Raw genomic sequence first — 20,460 nt, 5'->3', positions numbered from 1 at the left:
CTTTTTAACCAAGTAGCTAACTTGAATTAATTGAAAGTTTACGCGCTTGCAATCATTCATGTAATCACCGCCATTTTCACTACCCAAGGGTGTACTATTACCTGTACTAATGCCTCGCCCCCCGCCCAGCCGCAGTTTTGATATCGGTTTCGATATCAATGCTGACACAATTCCCACGTCTGCTTAAGCACGTTTAAGCAAATTTGGCAGATAGCAATTCCAGTTTTGATATCGGATTTGATATCTAGCAGTAATAAAGATAACCTAATTAATTCACCGATACTGAAGGAGAACTAAAAATGAACGGATTGAAAGTAATCATTGCAATACTAGTATTAGCTACAACAGTCCACGCACCGATAGCCTATGCCGAGAAAGTACCTGTGCAACTAGCGCAGAGAGCAATGGACTCTGAATCCTATGTAAACAGTGGTGTCAGAAAATACAATTTGGGTGATTATAAAGGTGCAATCTCTGATTTTGATCAAGCAATAAAATTGGCCCCCAAAGATGACAATGCTTACAGTAACCGGGGTGCAGCTCATGCAGCCCTGGGCAACCACCGAGGAGCGATTGCAGACTATACCTATGCAATTACAATGGCTCCCAAAAATAGCATAGCGTACAACAACCGGGGACTCTCGCGTAAGGAAATTAGGGATTATCAAGGTGCAATATCTGATTACACCAAGGCGATTGAACTTGATTCAAGCAACGCCAGGGCTTACTTAAATCGGGGTTTACTCAGGGTGGAAATGGGGGATAAGAAAGGTGCGATCGCCGATTACAAGAAAGGCGATAGTTTATTTTTGCAGCAGGGTGAGACAGGCTATCACCAAACTATCTTGGAAAAGATTCGTCAACTGAACGCCGGAGCGAAGTAAGTCTTTGGGAGGCGATTGCACTAACCACGGATGCAATCGCTTCACATAAAGGCAAGCCCATTTTCCCGATTTGGGTGGTAAAAAGGGCATGATTTTTGAAAACCTAAAAATAGATGCAAAAAATAAACTGAAAATGCCTAAATAGTTAATAAGTGATATATGAGGTTAAAAGGCTCCCCGACTCGCAGTTAACTACACAAGTATTACAGGTGTAGGCTTGGGCTGAACAAAAGGTGCAAAGGTGCTTATTTTAATGAGATTGTAGAAAATTATCCTTGGCTGATGTTGAGTTCAATGGCTTGTGACCGCTTGCCCAAATAGCACTCTTATTAATCGCTATTGTGCCATACAACTATTTAGGCATTTTCAGTTTATTTTTTTTTAGTGGCTTAATGGCTTTGTGTGTAACCCAAGTTTTTTAGCTCCTGGCGTAGGCGGCAGCATTCAGCACTGCACCAAACTACTGCCGATGAAGCAGCAGCTTATCGAGTGACATTGCTCGTGCTGCATTATGATGATTGTCTAGGTAGTATTAAATCCTTTATGCACTGATTCGTGCAGTTTTACCTAGACAGCTCCTAGATAAAGCTTTCAGCCGCAGTTCTGAAACTGACAGCAGGTTTTCTTGGAGTGCAGATATTGCTTTCGGGCAATTGCTTTGTTAGCCAAATCAGTCAGGCAAGTTTATTAGCCTCGCCTTCTAAGTGAAGAAGCAATGTGTAAGGACAATCGGGACTTTTGATAGTATTACCTTCACGAGTTTGTACTAGCAAACCGTTACTATTCACAATTTCTAATATCGACTATTGCTGAAGCTCCTTGATCCAGCCCATCAAGTCTAGATAGGAATTTGTATCTCCTTGTTCTTGAAAGAGGTTAGCAGCTTTTTGATAGTCTGCGATCGCCCCTTGTTTGTCTCCCAAGTTAGCGCGGAGAAATCCCCGGTTGAAGTAGGCATTGGCATAGTTGGGATTAATCTTAATGGCTTGGTTGAAATCTTCGATTGCCCCTTGTTTGTCTCCCAACTCATCGCGGGCAGTTCCCCGGTTTTTGTAGGCATAGGCAAAGTTGGGATTAATCTTGATGGCTTGGTTGTAATCGGTGATTGCTGCTTGCTTGTCTCCCAACTCAAAGCGGATAGCCCCCCGGTTGTTGTAGGCTAGGGCTAAGTTGGGATTAATCTTAATGGCTTGGTTGTAATCTTCGATTGCCCCTTGTTTGTCTCCCAACTGGGCGCGGGCAAGTCCCCGGTTGTTATAGGCATCGGCTAAGTTGGGATTAATCTTGATGGCTTGGTTGTAATCGGCGATCGCCCTTTGCTTATCTCCCAATAGGGCGTGGGTATTTCCCCGGTTGTTGTAGGCATTGGCAAAGTTGGGATTAATCTTAATGGCTTGGTTTAAATCGGTGATTGCCCCTTGTTTGTCTCCCAACTCATCGCGGACAACTCCCCGGTTGTTGTAGGCATTGGCAAAGTTGGGATTAATCTTAATGGCTTGGTTTAAATCGGCGAGTGCTCCTTGCAAGTCTCCTTTTTTGTACTTATCTCCAGCCTGAATATAGAAGTCATCAGCTTTCGGTGCTGTGGCTGTTCGTGTGTTAGGCGCACTAACGCCCACATCTGCCCCAGTTTTAGCTGAGAGTCTCAAAAAGGTGTTAATCGGAATGCCCAAATTAAAACCAGTTTTGATAATCACGTTGGGATTTTTATCAGAGATTTTAAAGTTTTCAGTTGTGTCGCTTCTACCATGAATTCCTATAAGTTCCCCTTGGTCGTTCAATACCGGGCCGCCGCTCATCCCTGCTAATGTATCGTTGCTATAGACCAATGCATAGCCATCACGCAGAGGTTTTGAGGCATTAGCAGTAATCTGCCCATTAGTGAAGTTATAAATTGAACTAGAAATCGCAGCACTGATTTGTGGAAAACCAGCTACATAAGCGGTTGTTCCTTCTGTTGATGAATCGGAGTTGCCGATTTTGGCAACAGGATAATTTTGATTGCTGGCAAATTGCACAACAGCTAGGTCTACTTGTGGCAGCTTTTTGACAGTGCTGTAATTAAGAGAATAACGCGCTCCGTCTGGAGTCACAATTTCGTATTTAGCTTGAGCTTCGACAACGTGCTTGGCAGTGAGAATGGTGTAATTATTACCTTCTCGCTTAATAATGACTCCAGTGCCTGAGCCATTAGGATTAGAAATTTCTACAGTAATAGCTTTGGCAACTTTAGCAACTTCAGCTGAGGAGAGTGCAAAAGCATTTTGGGGTTGCACAAAAGCGATTGATACACCAATTAACGCTGGTGTGAGTGAATAATAAAATTTCATTTAATTTCTTATAAAGGAGCAAGTACATGGAGGATATACAGCAGAATTAATAAAATTTCTGAAAAAGGACAATTTTAATAGAATACCGTAATTAATCACGCAAAAGTCAGTCAAAATAAATTAACTTATCCAAAACTATAAAAGCCTACTTATTAGTGATCACTAGAGCGTAACCCCATAACTTTGAATAGCTTCAGCGGACTCATCGCCCAGCGACCCTCTGGTCGGGACACAATTTAGAATTATGGTTGCTTTTTTTTCGCTAAATTCACCAATTCAATTGTGTCGGCGATCGCTCTTAAATCTAGAATATTGGTTCGGCTGGAAATCAAGATTAAATCAGTAGCTCTGATTGCTGCAAGAGCCGCGCTTTCTGAGTGTGGGGCAGTGTTGATAATCACTAGGTCTGCTCCTTCTTCTTGGACAGCCTGTAGAACTTTATCCAGCCGCGTCGCCGTTAAAAATATCTGTGATTTGTAAAGCAATTAATAGAATATCTGTGATTTCTAAGCGATTTGTTTTAACGTATCCTTGCAGTGAGATCCCACCATAATCCTCCATGACTAACGCATAGCTGTTGCCCTTGGTGAATTTAGCGTGGAAGTTGACGTTCATGATGCCAGATTTAACGTGAAACCAGAAAACCTGAACAAAATCGACTCACCCGAAGCACATCGCCAATGAGGAAGGGTTGTTGCAATGGTTAGAGAATCATTATGGAGTTGACAGCACAGAATAGAAACCACAGGCACTTTACTAATGCAGTCAATAATTTGGCAATCAAAGTTTTATAAGCCATTTGAAGTGTGCTGTTTCAATCCACAATCCTACTAGATCCGCTCGTCAAAACGTTTGTATCAAAAGTGGCGTTGTACTTGTACTCCTGCTCTATTTCCGTTAACTATGGAAAGAGATTAAAATTGCTATTAATACAAACCTACTATAACCTGGGAACATGACGGAACGCCCAGGAAAGTACGAACACAACGGCAAGCCATCAACAGAAGCGCAGTTCTCCAAGAGAAATAGCTGAAAGGTTTGCTACTGCTATTGCCGAATTCAATTGGAAAGTTGATTACCTCAAGTTTTGTCAGCTTTTAGAGCTTGAGGGAAGGAGATAACGCGGATGAGCAGTACCGATATTTTCAGCAGTTGGCAGAATCGCTCACGAGATTTAATTCAGAGTCATTGGCGAAAATGATTGATGCTGGATTAGGATAATCAGTAGTTTCTACTTGTTGATCAATTCCAAATCCCAAGTGTAAACTCCAATTTGGTCAGGGACTCTAAAGAATCGCCCTGTGCGATGACCCCGTGATAACTCATTCAATACCTTGTTTTTCACTTCTCTAATCTTAGTCTCAGTGAGTTCGCCATAGATTCCGTTGATAATTTCTGCAATCCCAAAAACTTTACCAGCATTCTGCTCTAAAAAATCAGATAGAGCATCAATCAAGAATTGACCAAGATATGCTTTAAGCATTGGTATTTCTTTGGGCTGTGGCGGCGCTTGTTTGTTACTTTTGCCTTTGACTTTTGTAGACGAATTTAGAGTCCCAGAAGAGGAGAGCAAAGTTAAAGAGAGAGTAAAATAGCCTGGTTTTCCAGGGACACTGAACCATTTATTACTCTCCTTGCCCTGAGTGAGCGAAGATTGAACTCTGCCTTTTACCACCTTAAAAACATCTGGCAGTAACTCTCCATAAAGCGTTTTGACAATAAAATCAATATGGACAACTTGACCAATCTGTTCTGCCAGAACTTGTTCAATTGCTTCCGGGCGCGACAGCGATTGGTATTGGGGGAGCATGGGAATATCAACTTTGTGAAGCGATTGCTGCTCGCTATTCGTTGCTGTTTCAATCAGCGGGAATATGGGCGGCTCAGTTGAGTCATCTGTAGAAGAAGTAGCATCAAGGGCATTGTCTAATCCAGTTTCAATAAGTGGAAATAGGGGCAGTTCACTTTGGTGAACTCTTTGAGGAGCATTTTCGCCCTGGTCTAATCGGGTTTCAAAAAGTGGGAATTGTGGTGGCGAGAGAAATTCATCTAATTCTGTTTCTACAGATGATAAATCGTGATCAGAGAGAGCATAATTGAGAGTATCTGCCAAATCGTCGTTAACAGATTCATTGAGAGCAGATAAGGAAGATTTATCTTGTTTTTCTGGGTTAGGTGACTCTTGTTTAACGTCGTCGGTATTTGCCCAGTTAGACAATAAAGCTTCTACATGGGTGAGATTAGTTTTAGCTTGGGTATATAACTTTTCATACTCGGATACAAGAGGGGCATAGTAGTCCCGTAATGTTACAAGTGCAATCATTGCACTTTGAGGAGGCTCTAATGGTAAGGGAGTATTCATAAAACTTCAAGTTACAGTAGTAGGTTCGATTCGTTTAGTTTATATGATGAAATATGGAATGATTAACGTGTAAATATTGTAAGACACCATTTGTTCCTACATCTTGCGAAGCAATCATGGATTCAGACACTGATTCAATTGATGCTGTCAACGAATTGCTCAGGAAAATTAGAGTTAGAGAAATCCAGTTGAAGATCGCCCAAGAGTCTAATATGTTCTATGCTGTTGAGATATTAGAAAATCAACTATTTAATCTGAAACAAGAGTTAGGTGATAGGCAAGACTCGGAATTACAGTCACTGATGACTTTGTTAGACGTTCACTATCTAGGTTGATTATATAAAAGGGTTCCGCGTTTTTTACAATGGAACGAATAATGCTGTGGCATCAGCAGCACAGCAGGAGACTTGCGTAAAACTCAAGTGATTGCTCAATCTGGTAATTTATTGTGGAATTTACAGGACAGGTAATTGAATTTTATGGGTATACTCGGGACTGGAATAATCTTAGCCAGGATACAGTTTTACCGACCTTGCTCCAGGAGCAGGCGCTCAACTTGGAGAATGCGGCTCACGAGAACACTGAGGATAGTCATCTAAAGATTCTTCAGTTGAAGCTCCTTCTCAATAGTCCTCAGATAGAAACATAGAGGGACAATAAAAAGCCCTCACACAAAGGTCAGGTTGAGGGTGCTTACAGAAAGGTCTATATAGTAACCAATCAGCTCTGTCTTCTGCACTGAGCAATGGTTTCCATAGCTTTTCTTTGATGTTCAGGGATGGAGTTGAGGGCAGATATAACTACTTCGCGCAGGACTTCAGTCTGGTTTTTTCCAACCACCTGTGAATAAAGCTTGAGTTTGTTTAAATGCTCCTCTTCCACACGAAGTGTAACATTGACAAAATTAGGACTACCTGATTTCGGACGTGCCATTTTGATTCCCCTTTTTGTTCAGCGACATTACATGGTTGCGTTTGGCGAGTATTTGATTATTTTAATATTAAAATAATATCATAAAATCATGCATATATTAGGTGACAAATAGGTGAAATGCTATTGATTAGGGCATAATATGTCATCAAGAAAGGCATCAATTTTTAGCATGAATAGTAAAAAGAAAAGAAAGACTTCGCTACCTGTTTACCTAGACGAATTTGAGCGGCGGCAATTGGAACAAATAGCCCAAAAGTGGGGTACAAACCTCTCAAACACAATCAAAAGACTAATTAGAGAAAAAATAATTACACATCACGAGCGGCGGCATTAGGCCCGAACCTGTAATAAAATGTCCAGCCGTCTCCAAAGGAGACGCTAGCGCGAACGATGAAAGCCCTTCGGGGCTTTCATCGCCTAGATACCTCGGTTTGCCAAAAATATTATTGATACGGCGGGACATTTTATTTCTTGGATCTCCATTAACTGATTAAAATATTATTTGATTATTTGAGTTTTTTAACCTCCAAACGTGAAAAAACTTCACAGAGAAAGTTTGTAATTACCTAGTAATTTCAGTTGTATATGATAGGATTGTGCAGTTAGCAACAGGTAATTGAATGCTAAATATTGCGGGATTGCTTGTTACTAGAACAAAGACTGTTTCTCACTTGAAATATTCAACTCAAACGTGATGAAGAGAACTCGTTCAACTGTTGTACTTCCTGATACTTGTTCGATAAACAGCAAGCAAAAAACACAGGGACAAATTCTGGCGGGAATTTTAGCTCAATGGATAGGCAAGAACTTTAACTCATTAGTAGCAGTAGCCGCAGCTTTTAGTGTCCTAACTCAAGGCACAAAGGCTCGTGCTGGTCTATTTGACCCAGCAGAACAAGCTATGCGGTGTATGTTCAATACTTCCAATGGGAATACATTGCTTCAAGCGCTACCAACTGTAATTTTTGCAGCACTTAACTTGACATTATTTATTGGTCTTTTGACTGCTGCATATCAAGTGTTTGATGGTGTTCAACAAGGAAAGGAACTGACTCAAGTGGCTCAAATGCCTCTTGTTGGTTTCGTCGTTCTGTTAATCCTGTTCATATTTCAAAGCATTTTGTTTACAGGCAATGCTTGCGCCTAAAGAGATTGGTCATTTCCAATTCGCAATTCGCAGTTCGCAATTCGCAATTGCGGACGTGATTGATAATTGATTCACCTTGGAGTCAAAGCCCCTAATTTAAATTATGAAAAAAAGCAAAACACGTAGTATCAATATTCAAGCCCCTAACTTTAGTTATGGGGTAATAATTGCGAATTGCGAATTGCGAATTGCGAATTGTTCGGTCGCTCCCTTGCGCTTATTATTTTTTTAATCAAGGATTGTGAATAATTCAGCATCCAAAATCAAACAAGTCAATCAATCGATAGGAGATGTAGCGCGGCTAGGGATTTTTAGCGCGACTCAGTTTGCTGTTTTTGGGGTTGTATTTTGTTTAGTTTTCGTCCTTGTAATTACTTTAGGAGCAAGTATTCTTTGGTCATTAGTGTCAGCCTTTTGGGCTAGCACTACTGTCTTGATTTTATCGGGGGATCGTCCTTATTTATTTTGGTCGAAGATTTATCCAACAGCACCTTATTGGGTTCGTGGTTACGCCAAGTACATCTCACCTCAAATGAAGCAAAAACTTGGAAACAAAAAAGTAAAAGTTAGTCGGCAGTCAGTGAAAAAGTTAAGCCCATTTGAAGATTGGCTTGACCTAACAACCTTAGTGCGATTGAAAAAAGGCGGTCATTTAGCAGGTGCTTACTTACTTAGTAAAAAGCAAATTGGCAGCCCAAATAACACACTACAATTAGTTTTCGGGTATAGTTGCACGGGCATTCATCCGGTATTCAATTCAGATGAACAAGTAGAGGCGCTCGCTCAAGCATTTGAAAATGGGTGTAAAGATCTGCCCCAGATAGAAAAGTTTACCTTTCGCTGGAGTTCTTTTTGTGATGATGCGGAGGCTAGAGAATACTTTGGGAAGCGTGTAAAAAGCCCAGTAAGTTTAGAGAGCAAGTTTTTAGATTATGGACAATTGGCAAGGATTCAAGAACTAACGCGTGAACATTCTCGCAAAAACATTGTCCTGAATATTTATACAACTTACACAGCAACAACATCTGACGGAACAAGTGGCGATTTTCTAGATAATCTGATTAATAAGCTAGGAGTATTTATTCAAAAAAGGTTTAGTAAAGAAGGTATTAGCGAGATTACTAAAAAGCAGTTAATCCAAATCCTCAATAATGGTATAGAAGCATCAACAAGACATCAGCAAATATTGGACGAAATGGGTTTTGAACCTCAGCCAAAAACTGAGGTGCAGTTGTGGAAGGAGCTTTGCAGCAAAGTGGGAACAAATCCCGTTAAAGTTCCTCACACTTTAGTTTTTGATGAGCTTGGGCTTAGAGAAGAGTTCAATGAAAATTCCGACTTCAAGAACCTATCTCAAACAATAGATGAAGCTCATGCAACCTCGGTTTTGCTGAATAATGGTGTTCCTTATGCAGACAGGCGTTGGGTGTGCTATTCATCTCAAACCCACGGGAAAAAATATGTGGGAGTAATGACTCTATCACGAAAACCAGAAGCGTTTTCATCAACCGCTGGGCAAGCAAGATTTCTGTGGGACGTCTTTTCAAAGAATACAATTTATGATGTCGAGGTGATCACCGAGATTAATCCAGCAGATCGTAAGCTGGCGCGATTGGCACAACAAACAATTACTAAGCGTTCCCGTGCAGCAGAACTAAATACTGAAAAGTTTAAAACAATTGATGTTGCTTCTCAAATTAGTGTTAAACGCTCAGTTGAAGCCCAAGAAAAGCTTTACACAGGTGACGTACCGCTGAACTTAGCATTGGTAGTATTGGTTTACCGTGACACTCCAGAACGTGTAGATGAGGCGTGTCGGCTGATTCAAGGATATATAAACCAACCTGCGGAACTAACCCGTGAAACGGAGTATGCTTGGTTTATCTGGCTACAAACGTTGCTTGTCAGACAGGAGAAAATACTGCTGCGTCCCTACAACAGACGGCTTACTTTCTTTGCCAGTGAACTGCTAGGACTGACCAACGCCATACAAATTGCGCCTGCTGACGCCGAAGGGTTTGAATTAATTTCGGATGAAGGACACTCATCAATTAAAATTGATGTTTCTCTGTTTAAAAACATTTTAGTCTTAGGTGCTACTGGCTGCGGGAAATCTCTGATCATCGCCGCGCTTTTCACCGAATGTATAGCTCAAGGGATGTCAGGGATCATCATCGACTTCCCCAACCCTGACGGGACAGGTACATTTGGCGATTACACCCCCTACTTCAATGGGTTTTATTTTGATATTTCTAAAGAATCAAATAATTTAATGCAACCTTTAGATTTATCAGAAATACCTGAAGATGATATTGAGGGTAGAAACTACAGACTTCAAAATCATAGAAATGATATCAATACTATAGTTGAGCAACTTGTCTTGGGAGCGCAGTCTTTTGATGGGCTAATTGCATCAACCATCGAGTCACTTATTCCTTTAGGAGTAGAAGCATTTTACCAAGATCCTGAGATTCAACAACGCTTTGTATTAGCTCAAAAACAAGGAATAGGATCTAGTGCTTGGGCGGATACTCCAACTTTAGTTGATTTAGAGCCGTTTTTCAGCAAAGAGCGACTTAATTTACGACATGAGGAAGAAAAAACTGTTGAGGCCCTTAATTTCATCCGTCTGCGACTACGCTATTGGCAAGCAAGCTCTATCGGCAATGCGATTTGTAAGCCTTCAAGTTTCAACACCAATTCTAAGCTAATAACTTTTGCCTTAACCAACTTACAATCGGGCAAAGCTGCCGAAGTTTTAGGATTGTCTGCATATATGGCAGCATCAAGGCAATCACTTTCTTGTCCTAAAAGTGTATTTTTTATGGACGAGGCAAGTGTTCTTTTGGGCTATCCGGCTTTGGGGAGCTTAGTTGGACGAAAATGTGCAACCGCCCGGAAGTCTGGCTCTCGTGTAATTCTAGCGGGGCAGGATGTTTCGTCTATTGCTGATTCAGAGGCTGGCACGAAAATACTTGAAAATATGCCATGCCGACTCATCGGTAAAATAGTTCCTGGTGCTGCCAAAAAAATTACAGAAATACTAGGAGTACCAGAGCAGATTATTGCTAAGAACCAATCTTTTTATCCCAAGCAAAAGCAGATGTACACGCTGTGGCTGCTGGATTACAAAGATAAATACGTCCGTTGTCGTTACTATCCCTCAGCTCCACTGATTGCCCTTGTCGCCAATAGTAGAGAAGAACAAGCCGCCCGCGATCGCTTTAAACAAATTTACAGCAGCAAATTCAAATGGGTATCAGAATTCTCTAAGTATTATGTTGAGCGCATCCGGCAGGGAGAAAAATTATGAGTAGCATTGTCAATGGCTTAGTGCAAAATAAAATTCTGTTGGCAATTTTGGCAGGAGTGACTGCAATAGGTAGTTTTCAAGTTTGGAAGTATAACCAAGAGAAACATGAAAAATTTATTGCAGAACAAACAGCTAAATGTCAGAAACAGCTGGATCTTGCCAATACTTATATAGATAGCAGCAAAACTCTCTATGTTTTTTATAACTACCCTTCTTCACCTTTAAATGAAGTGGAGAGGATAGAAAAGCCAGGTATTAATAAACCTTTTAAAATTGGTGAAACTTATGTTCTCATATACAAAGTTCCAGGAAGATTGGTTCCAGACAATCCCCGATATGACGGGAAATTTTTTGAAGGTCTTTCTAAACAAACTACTGAAGGAGTTATTTCACCTCTAGCAGTAACAGCACGAGCCATACAAGGCAAGCAAGCTACTGTTAGTACATTTTGTTCTCCACAAACTTTTACTGTATCTGTCGAAAACCTCTATGACCCCAACCAACAAAATGATGTCGGTTTTCCAAGTACGATGTTCTTCCCTTAGCCTTTTATTGTCTATAACTATATTAGTAATAGCGCATGGATCTCTAGTTAAAGCAGCAACTACTGATACTTCAAGTAACCTGCCTAATGTAGAGCAGCTTCAAGACAATGAGCAGTCTTTCTGGTCGAAAACTTTAAAGCCCTACAATGATATTCTCAAAACATACAATACTTGGAAGCAAAGTTTTGATAAGTATTCCAAGATATTTACCTTGTCTCAGGGCGGATTAAGCAAAGAAAAGCAAGATGAATTAATTCAGATTATTTTGTCAACAACAGGCGCTCTTGATGCTCCAGATCCAATAGATTCAGGAGAGAGAATTAGAGAAGCGATCGCTAAAAATCAGGCTGAGTCTTTTAAGACAAGTCCTTCTACCCAAGGGACTGATGCTGAGACTGATTGGCATCGTGCTTTTACTTATGGGCAGTCTCGATCAGTATTGGGTGGAGAGGGGCAAAAGGCTCAGTCTCAAGAAGCGCAAGCTTCGTCTCAAGCCCTAGCTATATCCTCACAACAAGCCGAAGCTGCACAATCTGATGTTGTCACGCAAGATATTCTCAAAAAGATAGCTCTTCAAAATGTGCAAGCAGGAAATATTGCTAGATCCCAACATCTTGAATCTCAGAAACAATCTAGAGCATTAGCAGCAGCAAATATTAACTTAGCTGATATATCCAAAACTTTAGACGGTCAATCCCGTGTAGAAGATATGCAATCAAATGCTGGTGCTAGGCAACTAATTGAATCTGCTGCCCAAGCTAGCGGTTACTGGCAAAAACAATAGAGTAAATATACAAATATGCGATTTTATTCGGTTCGCCATTTATTAGCTCAATTGCCTAAAGTGCAAGATGATTACAGCCAAGTAACGGGTAAAAACCGTGCCGAAGATATTGTTAAGGGTGCTGTAGATGGCTCCAAAATCGTCAATTCTCTATTTGAGCAAGACTGGATAGATTTATTAAATGGGAATAGTCCTATCTACGGCGCTGTTGTTGGTACGAGTTTGCTAATTGCTGTAGTTTTGGTCGCCTTCTGGTCAGTTAAATGGTATATGGACATATCAGAGAACGGTCTGTCTATACAAACGGGCGGCGAAATTATTTACCCTTTAGTCGTGATTTTGATGCTAAGTGTAAATAATGGGATTATGCTTGCAAAAACATCATTTATGTTTCGTGAAATATCTAACGGATTGAACGAAAAAGTACTAGATATGACACGCAATGGCATCAGCTTAAGAAACTCTATACTGATTGCCAATATAGATCAAACTTCGGTTCAAGCAGTAGTTGCCGCCTCTGCTGAATGCCAAAAGAAACCTGAAGAAATAGTAGATGATAAGGGAGTTAAAACAAAGCCACGTGAAGCTTGTATTAAAGAAAAACAACAAACAATGCAACAGGCGGTAGATGCCTACGGAAAAGAAACTAAAACACCTAAACCTAAAAAGGGGTTTAGCTTTTCGAGAATTTTAAAGTTTGGGGATGAAATTGTTAACAACAGTGTTCAGTTTATAATACAAGTCCTTTTAAGTGGGATTGAAATAGCTTTTCAATATGTGATTCAAATATCATTCTTACTCAACGCTTATATAGGGCCTGTTTTTTTAGTACTTTCGTTATTACCATTAGGCGCTAAACCTATTCATGCTTGGCTTTCTGGCTGGCTAGCTTTGGGATTATTAAAAATATCTTATTCCATCTTGGTCGGGATGACCGCCAGTTCAATTATCAATACTCCCTCAACTAACCCATTAGTTCATCAATTAATGGCTGCTATCTTCTCACCAATCATTGCAATTGCTATTGCAACTGGTGGTGGCATGGCTGTCTTTAGCGGAGTTACTAGCTCTGCAAAAACTATATTTAATACAGTCCGCGCGTCTAAACGGTAAGAGATATGCAAATACTTCAAAAGAAACAGTTAGATTTTACTCCGATTTTTTTAATAGGGAATGTTATTGTACTTTCCCTACTACTAATTGTATCTTTAGTAAATTCATTTAGCATTAATAGCATTGTCAAGGCTAAACCCCCAACCTTGGTTGAATTAAGTGATGGAGGTTCTATTAGGGCAATAGCAACTGATAGCAATAGCCGCACGCCACAAGCTATCAACGACTTCGTTGGTAAAACTATGGTAGAGATTTTTAGTTGGAATGCTGTTGGGGTAGATAATTTAAATCCTACTAACAAACCTCAATTAGACCCTGGTGTAGAAACAGGTGAGGATAAAATTACTACTCGTTCTTGGGCTGCTGGCTTTGCATTAAGTGAAGATTTCCGGGGGCCGTTTCTTAAAGAACTCGCAACAATAACACCAGATTCAGTTTTTACTGGTACTACTCAATCAATCTTGATTATTAACCACCTATCTACTCCTACGAAAATTAATGAAGGTAGTTGGACTGTAAAAATGGTTGCCAACCTCATAATTTTTCAAGATGGAGAACAATTAGGGAAGGCAATAGCATTTAACAAAACTATATTTGTTCGTGCAGTTGATAGCCCCCAGATTCCCAAAAATTCTTCACCTTTGCAACAAGCTCCATATTCAGCACGTAAGGCGGGATTAGAAATTTATAAAATTCAAGATATCGACTTGGGATTGTAATAAACCTTATCTATATATCATTTATGTCTACTACAGAAATTCGTGTTCGCGAGCCAAATGATAGTTCTAAAGAAGAATACTCGACATTTGACAAAGCCTCAATACCAGTTGAAGAAGAAGATTTTGCCCAAATGAACGGCATTAGCGTTAATGATCGCACTACAGAAGATCAATTAACAACACAGTTGCAACTAGAAGTACCAGAAGCACCAGAGCCAGAGGAAATCATTACAACTCGCGGAGTCTTCCAGCAGCCTTGGATTAAAGCTGTTGTTGTTGGCTCCGGTGGGCTATTAATCTTTGGAATTTTGGGTTTAATGGCTAATTCTGGTTTCAATGCTATCAGTAATACAAATTCAGCCCCTAGTCCTCAGATTACTTCCGCTACCGAAACGCAAAATAACGAAGAAAATCAAAATCAACCCAAAGATGATACCGGGGAAACTAAAACTGCTCTAGCACTGACCAGTCAAAAAGGTGAACTTCAAAATTTAAATTTTGAACGCACACCGAATACAAATGCTCCCGCTAAATCATTCCCATCCCCGACACCGACACTTCGACCTCAGCCAAGACAGACTTATAATAGACAGCCGTCACAATCTTCTGGATTCAGCTCAAGAAGTACCCCGGTAGTAAAGACTGCACCGCCGCCACCGCCAAGAATTCAAGCACCTGTTGCATCTGTTCTACCTAAAGCCTCTCCCCCCTCACAAGCCGCTCCTGTAGATCCAAATCAACAATGGCTAGCAGCATCTAACGTAGGTAGTTTCAGTGCGAGTGCTACAACTGACACTGCATCTGATGATTTAAATGATGTAAAAGGGATAGAGGGCGGCACAGGAACATCCAAACCATTAACAGCGAAAACCGTTGCATTAAACAAAGTAGATAAACAACTCCAAGGCACTGAATCTGAGAATATTACCTACAACTCTAAACGTGTTTTAGTTGGTAGTCGTGCAATTGGTAGCTTAGAAACTCCCATAGCTTGGAGCAATGAGCATGAAATTCAAGCAAATCAAAAATATTTAATTCAATTATCTCAACCTTTGAAAGCATCGGATGGTAGCGAAGCATTACCAAAAGGTGCTTATATTGTCGCTCAGGTTTCTGGGGCCAGTAAATTAGAATATGTTCAGCTACAAGCGGTTTCGGCGCTAGTAAATAGTGATGGAAATACACAAGAAAAAAGTTTGCCTGAAGGAGTAATTTCGATATTAAGTAAAAGTGGCAAGCTTTTAAAAGCTGAATCTCGTAAAGGTAGTGATTTAGGCGGCTCATTATTCTCATCAGTAATAGCCGGGGTGGCTAAAGCTGCTCAAATTCAAAATAATCCTACTAGTCAAATTACGACTAGTTCTTATGGTTTTTCAAGCAGCACAACAACTAACGATAATAAAGATTTAGCAGCTGGATTTACTGAAGGTGTATTAGGAGAAATTCTTCAAGGAGTTCAATCTCAAAATCAACAACTTCAAGGGACAGACAAAGTATTTGTTATTGAAGCAGGTAAAAGTGTACAAATCTTTGTTAATCAATCAATTAATCTTTAAATACTATGTATAAACTTGCTAATATATTATTATGCTTGCAGATTTTAGATAAAAGAGAAAGAGTCAAATCTATAGGCTCAAATTTTTCTCTTTCTCCTTTTCTGATTTCTCAATATTTTATTCAGAGGGAGCAGAGTACAGGGAGTAGGGAACAGGGGAACCCACAACTAAAGTTTTTTTCTGATTTTTCTACTCTCTGCTCCCTACTAAGAGCTTCCTGCTCCCTTCTTGGTAAATGCCTACTATTTAGCATTTTAATTTTTCACGCTGGTGAAGCTTTAGCAATCCCCGCACGTGCTGTTTACTCACAGGATGCCCAAAACGTGAACTCAACGGGAGTAGAACTCAAAGTCTGGAGCGGTTACGGGCTAACTATAAATTTTATTCCCACTGGTGAAGTCATCAAAGATGTTTGGATTGGTGATCCCTCTAGAATTGGTTTTACTTCTAATGGGAATTTATGCCCGAAAGCCGATTCCAACAATTCAAGTACTGAATGTATACAGTCAGTAGCAACAGTTTTATTCCTCCGCCAAATCAAGTCTGTTAGTATTCCTAACATGACGAATAGCAGTGATGGGAGTACACAAATTACCGTGATTACTAGCGGTGATGGAGGGCAAAAGCAGTATCAATTTAAATTGACTCCAGCAACAGGAAAACCAGCTTACACCAGTCTAGTAATTAAACCGGATTCGGAACGACCATCACCAGTAATCACAGCTAAAGTACAGCCTGTCTCAACATTAGTTACACCAACCAAGCCTTCATTAATTCAAACTAGAGTACAATCAGCAACACCAATGATAGTAAAAAAGCCTGATGTAACTACACCAATTCAGACCACTATTAGTAACCAAGCTTCTAATCCTCAAAAAACTTTCACTATTAACAATTCGATACGTAGAAGTGATGCAAACGCTGTTGCTTATGGGTTAGCGATCGCTTCTCATCAGGGCCAGATTAAATCAGGCTCAACAACTTGGAATAAAATTCAAGATGCTATTAGATTATTACGTCTTGGTAAGAGTAGACAAGAAGCGATTTTGCGCTCTGGTATCAAGAAAGAAATTTTTAATCAGTTAATTAAATGGGGACAATAAAAAGGGAGCATCCCAGTTTTTTGCAAGGAAGGCGAAAATCAGTCAGGATAGGTAAGACGAGTGTATTTACTTACCGATGACCCCAGAACAAAAGCAAGCTCTTCAAGAACATATTCAGGCGAGCGCTAAAATATTGTATGAAGATACGTCACCAGAAAGGCTAACAAACCTTGCAGGAATTGAAGAGGCAGTGCGAAGTCAAATGCAGAAGCACGTCATGCCAGAAGTAGGGGTTTTTTTATCGAAACGATTACAGGCACAAGCGCAGGATATCAACGACGACTGAAAAGTATTTTGGGAGAATTGCCAATAACAAGCAAGCAGGCGCAGCAATTGGAAGTCCCGAACAGTAATCAATTGAGTCCGTATCTGGAAATTTGCTGTCTACGTGTGAGTGCCAATGTCAGCTATGAAGATGCAGCCGCCCTTCATTTTGTTTATGGTAATACTAATAATTTACATTTTACAAAATATATTTTTCGCTAATGCTGCTATCTGTTAATTAGCAATAACGGTAAGGGACTGGTCAGAATTCAGAATATTCAAAGAATCGTACACAAGATTAATAAGTTAACAACCCACTACTAATTGGAGTACCGATATAGTGGGGTCTACTGGAGGTTTTAGATGAAGTTTAAAAAATATTTATTAACTGTTACAGCTTTGATGACATTGGTCTTACCCGCTCCATCAAGGGCTGATACTCCCACAATTATTTATTCACAAGGGAAATATCAAACCCAAGCACCAGACTGGTCACGAATCACATGGGATAACTTACCACCTGTGCAACAGCCAGGATATCTAAGTATTCCTCAAAACCTCATATCAGTGTTTGGATATGACCCCTCACGCTCATGGAAAGCTCTACAGAAAGTGAGTTCTGTTGTCATGTTGGGAGATTCCGATGATGCATTCAAAATGTCCAGCTTCAGTCTGAAGTCGATAAGTGCGCTCGCACCACAGACCAAAAAACTTACACTAAAAGATTTTGGATTAATGCAGTGGCAGACTCCAGCATCATTAGTCAAAGCCATCCCTGGTTTAGGGAATCTGAGTTTGAGGCAAGTCCCACCGTTAGAAGCATTATTATCTAAAAATGGTGTATTCAATGGTCGCAAGATTTCTCAAATTTTACGGTCAAATCCACAGGCGGCAAATTTACCCTTGGGAAAATTGGATCTGAGCAAGTATGCAATTGAGTCTGTACCAGGACTAACAAAAACTCCGTTGAATAAGTTTAAATCTTGGCAGCAGAGTTACATTAATCAAGTCCCAGGCTTGAACCAAGTTCCGTTTAGTAAAATGCCTAAACCCATTGCTGAGGGAATTGGTGTAGTTGGGGTGGCATCAACAGTTTTTGGTTCATCAGAGCATGGAGATTCAACAGTTGGGTCAGACTACTTTATTTCTGGTAGGGTGGTGCGAGGTGATACCACTACACCAGTAGCCTGTTCATCTCTTAAAGAATGTTCTTACATGGAGTTAGGAGATATTGCTGGTTCTGGTGGTGGACTATACGGTAAGCGCTGGGCCAGTGGTTCATCACAGCAGGTAAAAGGTGGTTATGGTTTTTTGGCTGCGGTAAATGGAGGCAAGGAACCGACAGGGCGATTAGTTTATGGCAGTGGGTTTAAAGTTGTACTGACGGGAGTTAATGAATCAACAGGTACAGCAGACTTTGGTTTGTTCTTTAGAATTTGCGCTCACCCACCCTTTATGCAGAAGACCTGTACTCCCTACGCTTTTGGGCCAATACCTTGGATTCCTGTGAATGAAAATAATTTAGTAGTTGTGGGTACTGGACGATGAACAATACCACTACATCAGTGAATTCTAACCAATTCATTCCCCCAGGACTGACTGACGCTTTTGTTTCACCCGCTGGATTGGGTTTACTTGCTTGTGGCGCTCTTCTTGTGGCAGCTAAATGTATTGACGCCAAAGGAGGAAAGGCTAAACTAGCAACTGCAAGGTGGGGTGGTAATGTCGAGAAGACGGCAGCTCGTAAACTGGCCTGTGAACAGATTCGAGAGCGCAGACATAACCGAGTAGCTTTATTTATTGGTACTCCTAGAAATATTAGCTCTCAAGTTATTGGTGGTGTTAGAAAAACCAAAATACCCGAAGATCCTGGCATTATTTATTTGCCAGATGTCCAAAAGGGTGTGATAGTTTTCGGTGGCCCTGGCAGCGGTAAATCATTCTTTTGTCTTAATCGTTTATTTTCAGCAGTCATAAGCCAGAGTTTAGCTTTTGCAATGTATGACTTTAAATTTTCATTGCAAGAATCAGCAACAGCATCAGCTAAAGGGCAAACACCGATACTTGCAGGACAGGCTCTCAAACAGGGTTATAAAGTTCATATTTTTGCCCCAGGCTTTGCAGGTTCAGCGATTGTAAATCCGATAGAGTTCTTAAAGAATCAACAAGATTCGTCAATGGCTCGGCAACTGGCAATAACTATTAATCGTAACTTTAAACTCGGTTCGGATGATTCCGGTAATGCGTTTTTCTCTAATGCCGGAGATCAGCTTGTACAAGCAGTCTTTATGTTTGCCAAGGGTACAAAATATCCAGATATCATGATGTGTCAAGCGATCCTGGGACTACCTAAATTAGTGAAGCGGATTGAGCAAGCTTATGATCAGCTTAACTTTATGGTTAGGGAAGCTTTCGCTCAATTTGTGTCTGTAGCAGGTAGCCCAGAAACTGCTTCAAGTATTGTGGGTACGGCTAGTGGTTTGTTTAGTCGCTTTATGGTTCCGGATGTGCTAGCGGCATTCTGTGGAAAAACCAATATCCCCTTAGATATAGAACGGAAGCAAATGATAGTTTTCGGGATGGACAAAGAAAAAATCGATGTTATTGGCCCCTTATTAGCATCAGTTCTACATTTACTGGTCACTAGAAATGTCGCAGGCAAACGCAAAACCCCCTTAGTTTTAGGTGTTGATGAAGTACCGACCATTTATCTGCCTGCGCTGGTCAACTGGTTAAACCAGAATAGAGAAGATGGATTGGTGACAATTCTAGGGCTACAAAATATATCGATGCTCCAAGAATCCTATGGTGACAACATCACCAACGCCATTTTTGGAGGATGTGCAACTAAATTCTTTTTTAATCCTCAAGAAGATATTTCAGCAAAAAGATTTAGTGAATATTTAGGCAATAAAGATATTAATTATACACAGCGCTCTTGGAGTTCTGGTGGGAAGGGTGGGGCAAGTAATTCTACTTCAAATCAAAATGCAACAAGAGCGCTATTTGAATCTAATGAATTCACTACTTTACCAGTAGGGAAAGCCGTCATTATTAACCCAGGATTTTCTTCTTGTGGGCAAATAAGTTTGCCCATTTTAGAAAAAATTAATGTTTCTGATAGGGATATAAAAGTCCAGGAAGAAAGTACAGCTATTTGGTACAAATATCAACAAAACTTGCTGAAAAATAGTCAGCTAAAAATCCCTGGAAATCAAGAGATGGCAGAACGTAGAAAAGAAGCTGAAAGACTGTTACCATTAGTAGGAGAAATAAGTGATTCATCGGAGTTATCAACTAAAAAAGCTGAGTTATTAGCCAAAAAGACAGAAGCGAAAGCTCGAAAGAATAAAGCTCAGTCTGAAGTTATTCAGTCTACTAGAAAAGTCTGCAATCTTTAGGAGAAT

The 20,460-nt window shown here is 40.3% G+C and carries 18 protein-coding genes and 1 pseudogene; 14 read left to right on the top strand and 5 right to left on the bottom strand.

Annotated features, from left to right (window positions below; genetic code table 11):
- Positions 1-299: 299 nt before the first annotated feature.
- Complete coding sequence (locus tag WKK05_RS38195) at positions 300-884, top strand: tetratricopeptide repeat protein (RefSeq protein ID WP_341531445.1); 585 nt, start codon at positions 300-302, stop codon at positions 882-884.
- Positions 885-1,687: 803 nt separating this feature from the next.
- On the opposite strand, the gene WKK05_RS38190 is transcribed toward WKK05_RS38195, so the two are convergent.
- The 4 genes from WKK05_RS38190 to WKK05_RS38175 form a co-directional block, all read right to left on the bottom strand.
- Positions 1,688-3,214 (bottom strand): tetratricopeptide repeat-containing serine protease family protein, encoded by a 1,527-nt coding sequence (locus tag WKK05_RS38190; RefSeq protein WP_341531444.1) that lies wholly within the window; start codon positions 3,212-3,214, stop codon positions 1,688-1,690.
- A 242-nt stretch (positions 3,215-3,456) separates the two neighbouring features.
- Positions 3,457-3,615, bottom strand: a complete 159-nt coding sequence (locus WKK05_RS38185; RefSeq protein WP_341531443.1) for a hypothetical protein — start codon at positions 3,613-3,615, stop codon at positions 3,457-3,459.
- Between the two features lie 37 nt (positions 3,616-3,652).
- Positions 3,653-3,829, bottom strand: a complete 177-nt coding sequence (locus WKK05_RS38180) for a hypothetical protein (protein ID WP_341531442.1) — start codon at positions 3,827-3,829, stop codon at positions 3,653-3,655.
- A 616-nt stretch (positions 3,830-4,445) separates the two neighbouring features.
- Positions 4,446-5,576 (bottom strand): hypothetical protein, encoded by a 1,131-nt coding sequence (locus tag WKK05_RS38175; RefSeq protein ID WP_341531441.1) that lies wholly within the window; start codon positions 5,574-5,576, stop codon positions 4,446-4,448.
- 116 nt (positions 5,577-5,692) lie between these two features.
- Between WKK05_RS38175 and WKK05_RS38170 the strand changes: the two genes are divergently transcribed.
- On the top strand, positions 5,693-5,911 hold the full coding sequence (locus tag WKK05_RS38170; RefSeq protein WP_341531440.1) for a hypothetical protein: 219 nt from the start codon (positions 5,693-5,695) through the stop codon (positions 5,909-5,911).
- Positions 5,912-6,296: 385 nt separating this feature from the next.
- Here WKK05_RS38170 and WKK05_RS38165 read toward each other — a convergent pair whose 3' ends face one another.
- On the bottom strand, positions 6,297-6,509 hold the full coding sequence (locus tag WKK05_RS38165) for a hypothetical protein (RefSeq protein ID WP_341531439.1): 213 nt from the start codon (positions 6,507-6,509) through the stop codon (positions 6,297-6,299).
- Between the two features lie 169 nt (positions 6,510-6,678).
- Here WKK05_RS38165 and WKK05_RS38160 point away from each other — a divergent pair, with 169 nt between their 5' ends.
- From WKK05_RS38160 to WKK05_RS38105, 12 genes and pseudogenes are all read left to right on the top strand, one after another.
- Entirely contained in the window at positions 6,679-6,843 is a 165-nt protein-coding gene (locus WKK05_RS38160; RefSeq protein WP_341531438.1) for a ribbon-helix-helix protein, CopG family, read from the top strand.
- A gap of 360 nt (positions 6,844-7,203) precedes the next feature.
- Complete coding sequence (locus WKK05_RS38155) at positions 7,204-7,656, top strand: hypothetical protein (RefSeq protein ID WP_341531437.1); 453 nt, start codon at positions 7,204-7,206, stop codon at positions 7,654-7,656.
- A gap of 241 nt (positions 7,657-7,897) precedes the next feature.
- Positions 7,898-10,969, top strand: coding sequence for an AAA family ATPase (locus tag WKK05_RS38150; RefSeq protein WP_341531436.1), 3,072 nt, complete (start codon positions 7,898-7,900; stop codon positions 10,967-10,969).
- Complete coding sequence (locus tag WKK05_RS38145) at positions 10,966-11,514, top strand: hypothetical protein (protein ID WP_341531435.1); 549 nt, start codon at positions 10,966-10,968, stop codon at positions 11,512-11,514. The genes WKK05_RS38150 and WKK05_RS38145 overlap by 4 nt, the downstream gene beginning before the upstream one ends.
- Positions 11,459-12,298: a hypothetical protein gene (locus tag WKK05_RS38140; protein WP_341531434.1), complete on the top strand. Its 840-nt coding sequence runs from the start codon at positions 11,459-11,461 to the stop codon at positions 12,296-12,298. Before WKK05_RS38145 ends, WKK05_RS38140 begins: the two co-directional genes overlap by 56 nt.
- A gap of 15 nt (positions 12,299-12,313) precedes the next feature.
- Entirely contained in the window at positions 12,314-13,411 is a 1,098-nt protein-coding gene (locus WKK05_RS38135; RefSeq protein WP_341531433.1) for a hypothetical protein, read from the top strand.
- Positions 13,412-13,416: 5 nt separating this feature from the next.
- Positions 13,417-14,130, top strand: coding sequence for a hypothetical protein (locus WKK05_RS38130; protein ID WP_341531432.1), 714 nt, complete (start codon positions 13,417-13,419; stop codon positions 14,128-14,130).
- A gap of 23 nt (positions 14,131-14,153) precedes the next feature.
- Positions 14,154-15,686: a hypothetical protein gene (locus WKK05_RS38125; protein ID WP_341531431.1), complete on the top strand. Its 1,533-nt coding sequence runs from the start codon at positions 14,154-14,156 to the stop codon at positions 15,684-15,686.
- 323 nt (positions 15,687-16,009) lie between these two features.
- Positions 16,010-16,789, top strand: a complete 780-nt coding sequence (locus tag WKK05_RS38120) for a hypothetical protein (RefSeq protein WP_341531430.1) — start codon at positions 16,010-16,012, stop codon at positions 16,787-16,789.
- 76 nt (positions 16,790-16,865) lie between these two features.
- A pseudogene (locus WKK05_RS38115) lies at positions 16,866-17,212 on the top strand (ISKra4 family transposase); the annotation flags it as partial.
- A 204-nt stretch (positions 17,213-17,416) separates the two neighbouring features.
- Positions 17,417-18,601, top strand: coding sequence for a hypothetical protein (locus tag WKK05_RS38110; RefSeq protein ID WP_341531429.1), 1,185 nt, complete (start codon positions 17,417-17,419; stop codon positions 18,599-18,601).
- Positions 18,598-20,454 carry a TraM recognition domain-containing protein gene (locus WKK05_RS38105; protein WP_341531428.1) on the top strand — a complete coding sequence of 619 codons (1,857 nt, stop codon included), beginning with the start codon at positions 18,598-18,600 and terminating at the stop codon, positions 20,452-20,454. The genes WKK05_RS38110 and WKK05_RS38105 overlap by 4 nt, the downstream gene beginning before the upstream one ends.
- Positions 20,455-20,460 lie beyond the last annotated feature (6 nt).

It is taken from the genome of Nostoc sp. UHCC 0302 (assembly GCF_038096175.1).
Lineage (GTDB): Bacteria > Cyanobacteriota > Cyanobacteriia > Cyanobacteriales > Nostocaceae > UHCC-0302.
This window is presented reverse-complemented; position numbering and strand designations above follow the sequence as displayed.

Coding starts and splice junctions, on each gene's coding strand:
- WKK05_RS38195 (WP_341531445.1), top strand. CDS start 300: ATGAACGGATTGAAAGTAATCATTGCAATACTAGTATTAGCTACAACA.
- WKK05_RS38190 (WP_341531444.1), bottom strand. CDS start 3,214: ATGAAATTTTATTATTCACTCACACCAGCGTTAATTGGTGTATCAATC.
- WKK05_RS38180 (WP_341531442.1), bottom strand. CDS start 3,829: ATGAACGTCAACTTCCACGCTAAATTCACCAAGGGCAACAGCTATGCG.
- WKK05_RS38175 (WP_341531441.1), bottom strand. CDS start 5,576: ATGAATACTCCCTTACCATTAGAGCCTCCTCAAAGTGCAATGATTGCA.
- WKK05_RS38170 (WP_341531440.1), top strand. CDS start 5,693: ATGGATTCAGACACTGATTCAATTGATGCTGTCAACGAATTGCTCAGG.
- WKK05_RS38165 (WP_341531439.1), bottom strand. CDS start 6,509: ATGGCACGTCCGAAATCAGGTAGTCCTAATTTTGTCAATGTTACACTT.
- WKK05_RS38160 (WP_341531438.1), top strand. CDS start 6,679: ATGAATAGTAAAAAGAAAAGAAAGACTTCGCTACCTGTTTACCTAGAC.
- WKK05_RS38155 (WP_341531437.1), top strand. CDS start 7,204: ATGAAGAGAACTCGTTCAACTGTTGTACTTCCTGATACTTGTTCGATA.
- WKK05_RS38145 (WP_341531435.1), top strand. CDS start 10,966: ATGAGTAGCATTGTCAATGGCTTAGTGCAAAATAAAATTCTGTTGGCA.
- WKK05_RS38140 (WP_341531434.1), top strand. CDS start 11,459: ATGACCCCAACCAACAAAATGATGTCGGTTTTCCAAGTACGATGTTCT.
- WKK05_RS38135 (WP_341531433.1), top strand. CDS start 12,314: ATGCGATTTTATTCGGTTCGCCATTTATTAGCTCAATTGCCTAAAGTG.
- WKK05_RS38130 (WP_341531432.1), top strand. CDS start 13,417: ATGCAAATACTTCAAAAGAAACAGTTAGATTTTACTCCGATTTTTTTA.
- WKK05_RS38125 (WP_341531431.1), top strand. CDS start 14,154: ATGTCTACTACAGAAATTCGTGTTCGCGAGCCAAATGATAGTTCTAAA.
- WKK05_RS38110 (WP_341531429.1), top strand. CDS start 17,417: ATGAAGTTTAAAAAATATTTATTAACTGTTACAGCTTTGATGACATTG.
- WKK05_RS38105 (WP_341531428.1), top strand. CDS start 18,598: ATGAACAATACCACTACATCAGTGAATTCTAACCAATTCATTCCCCCA.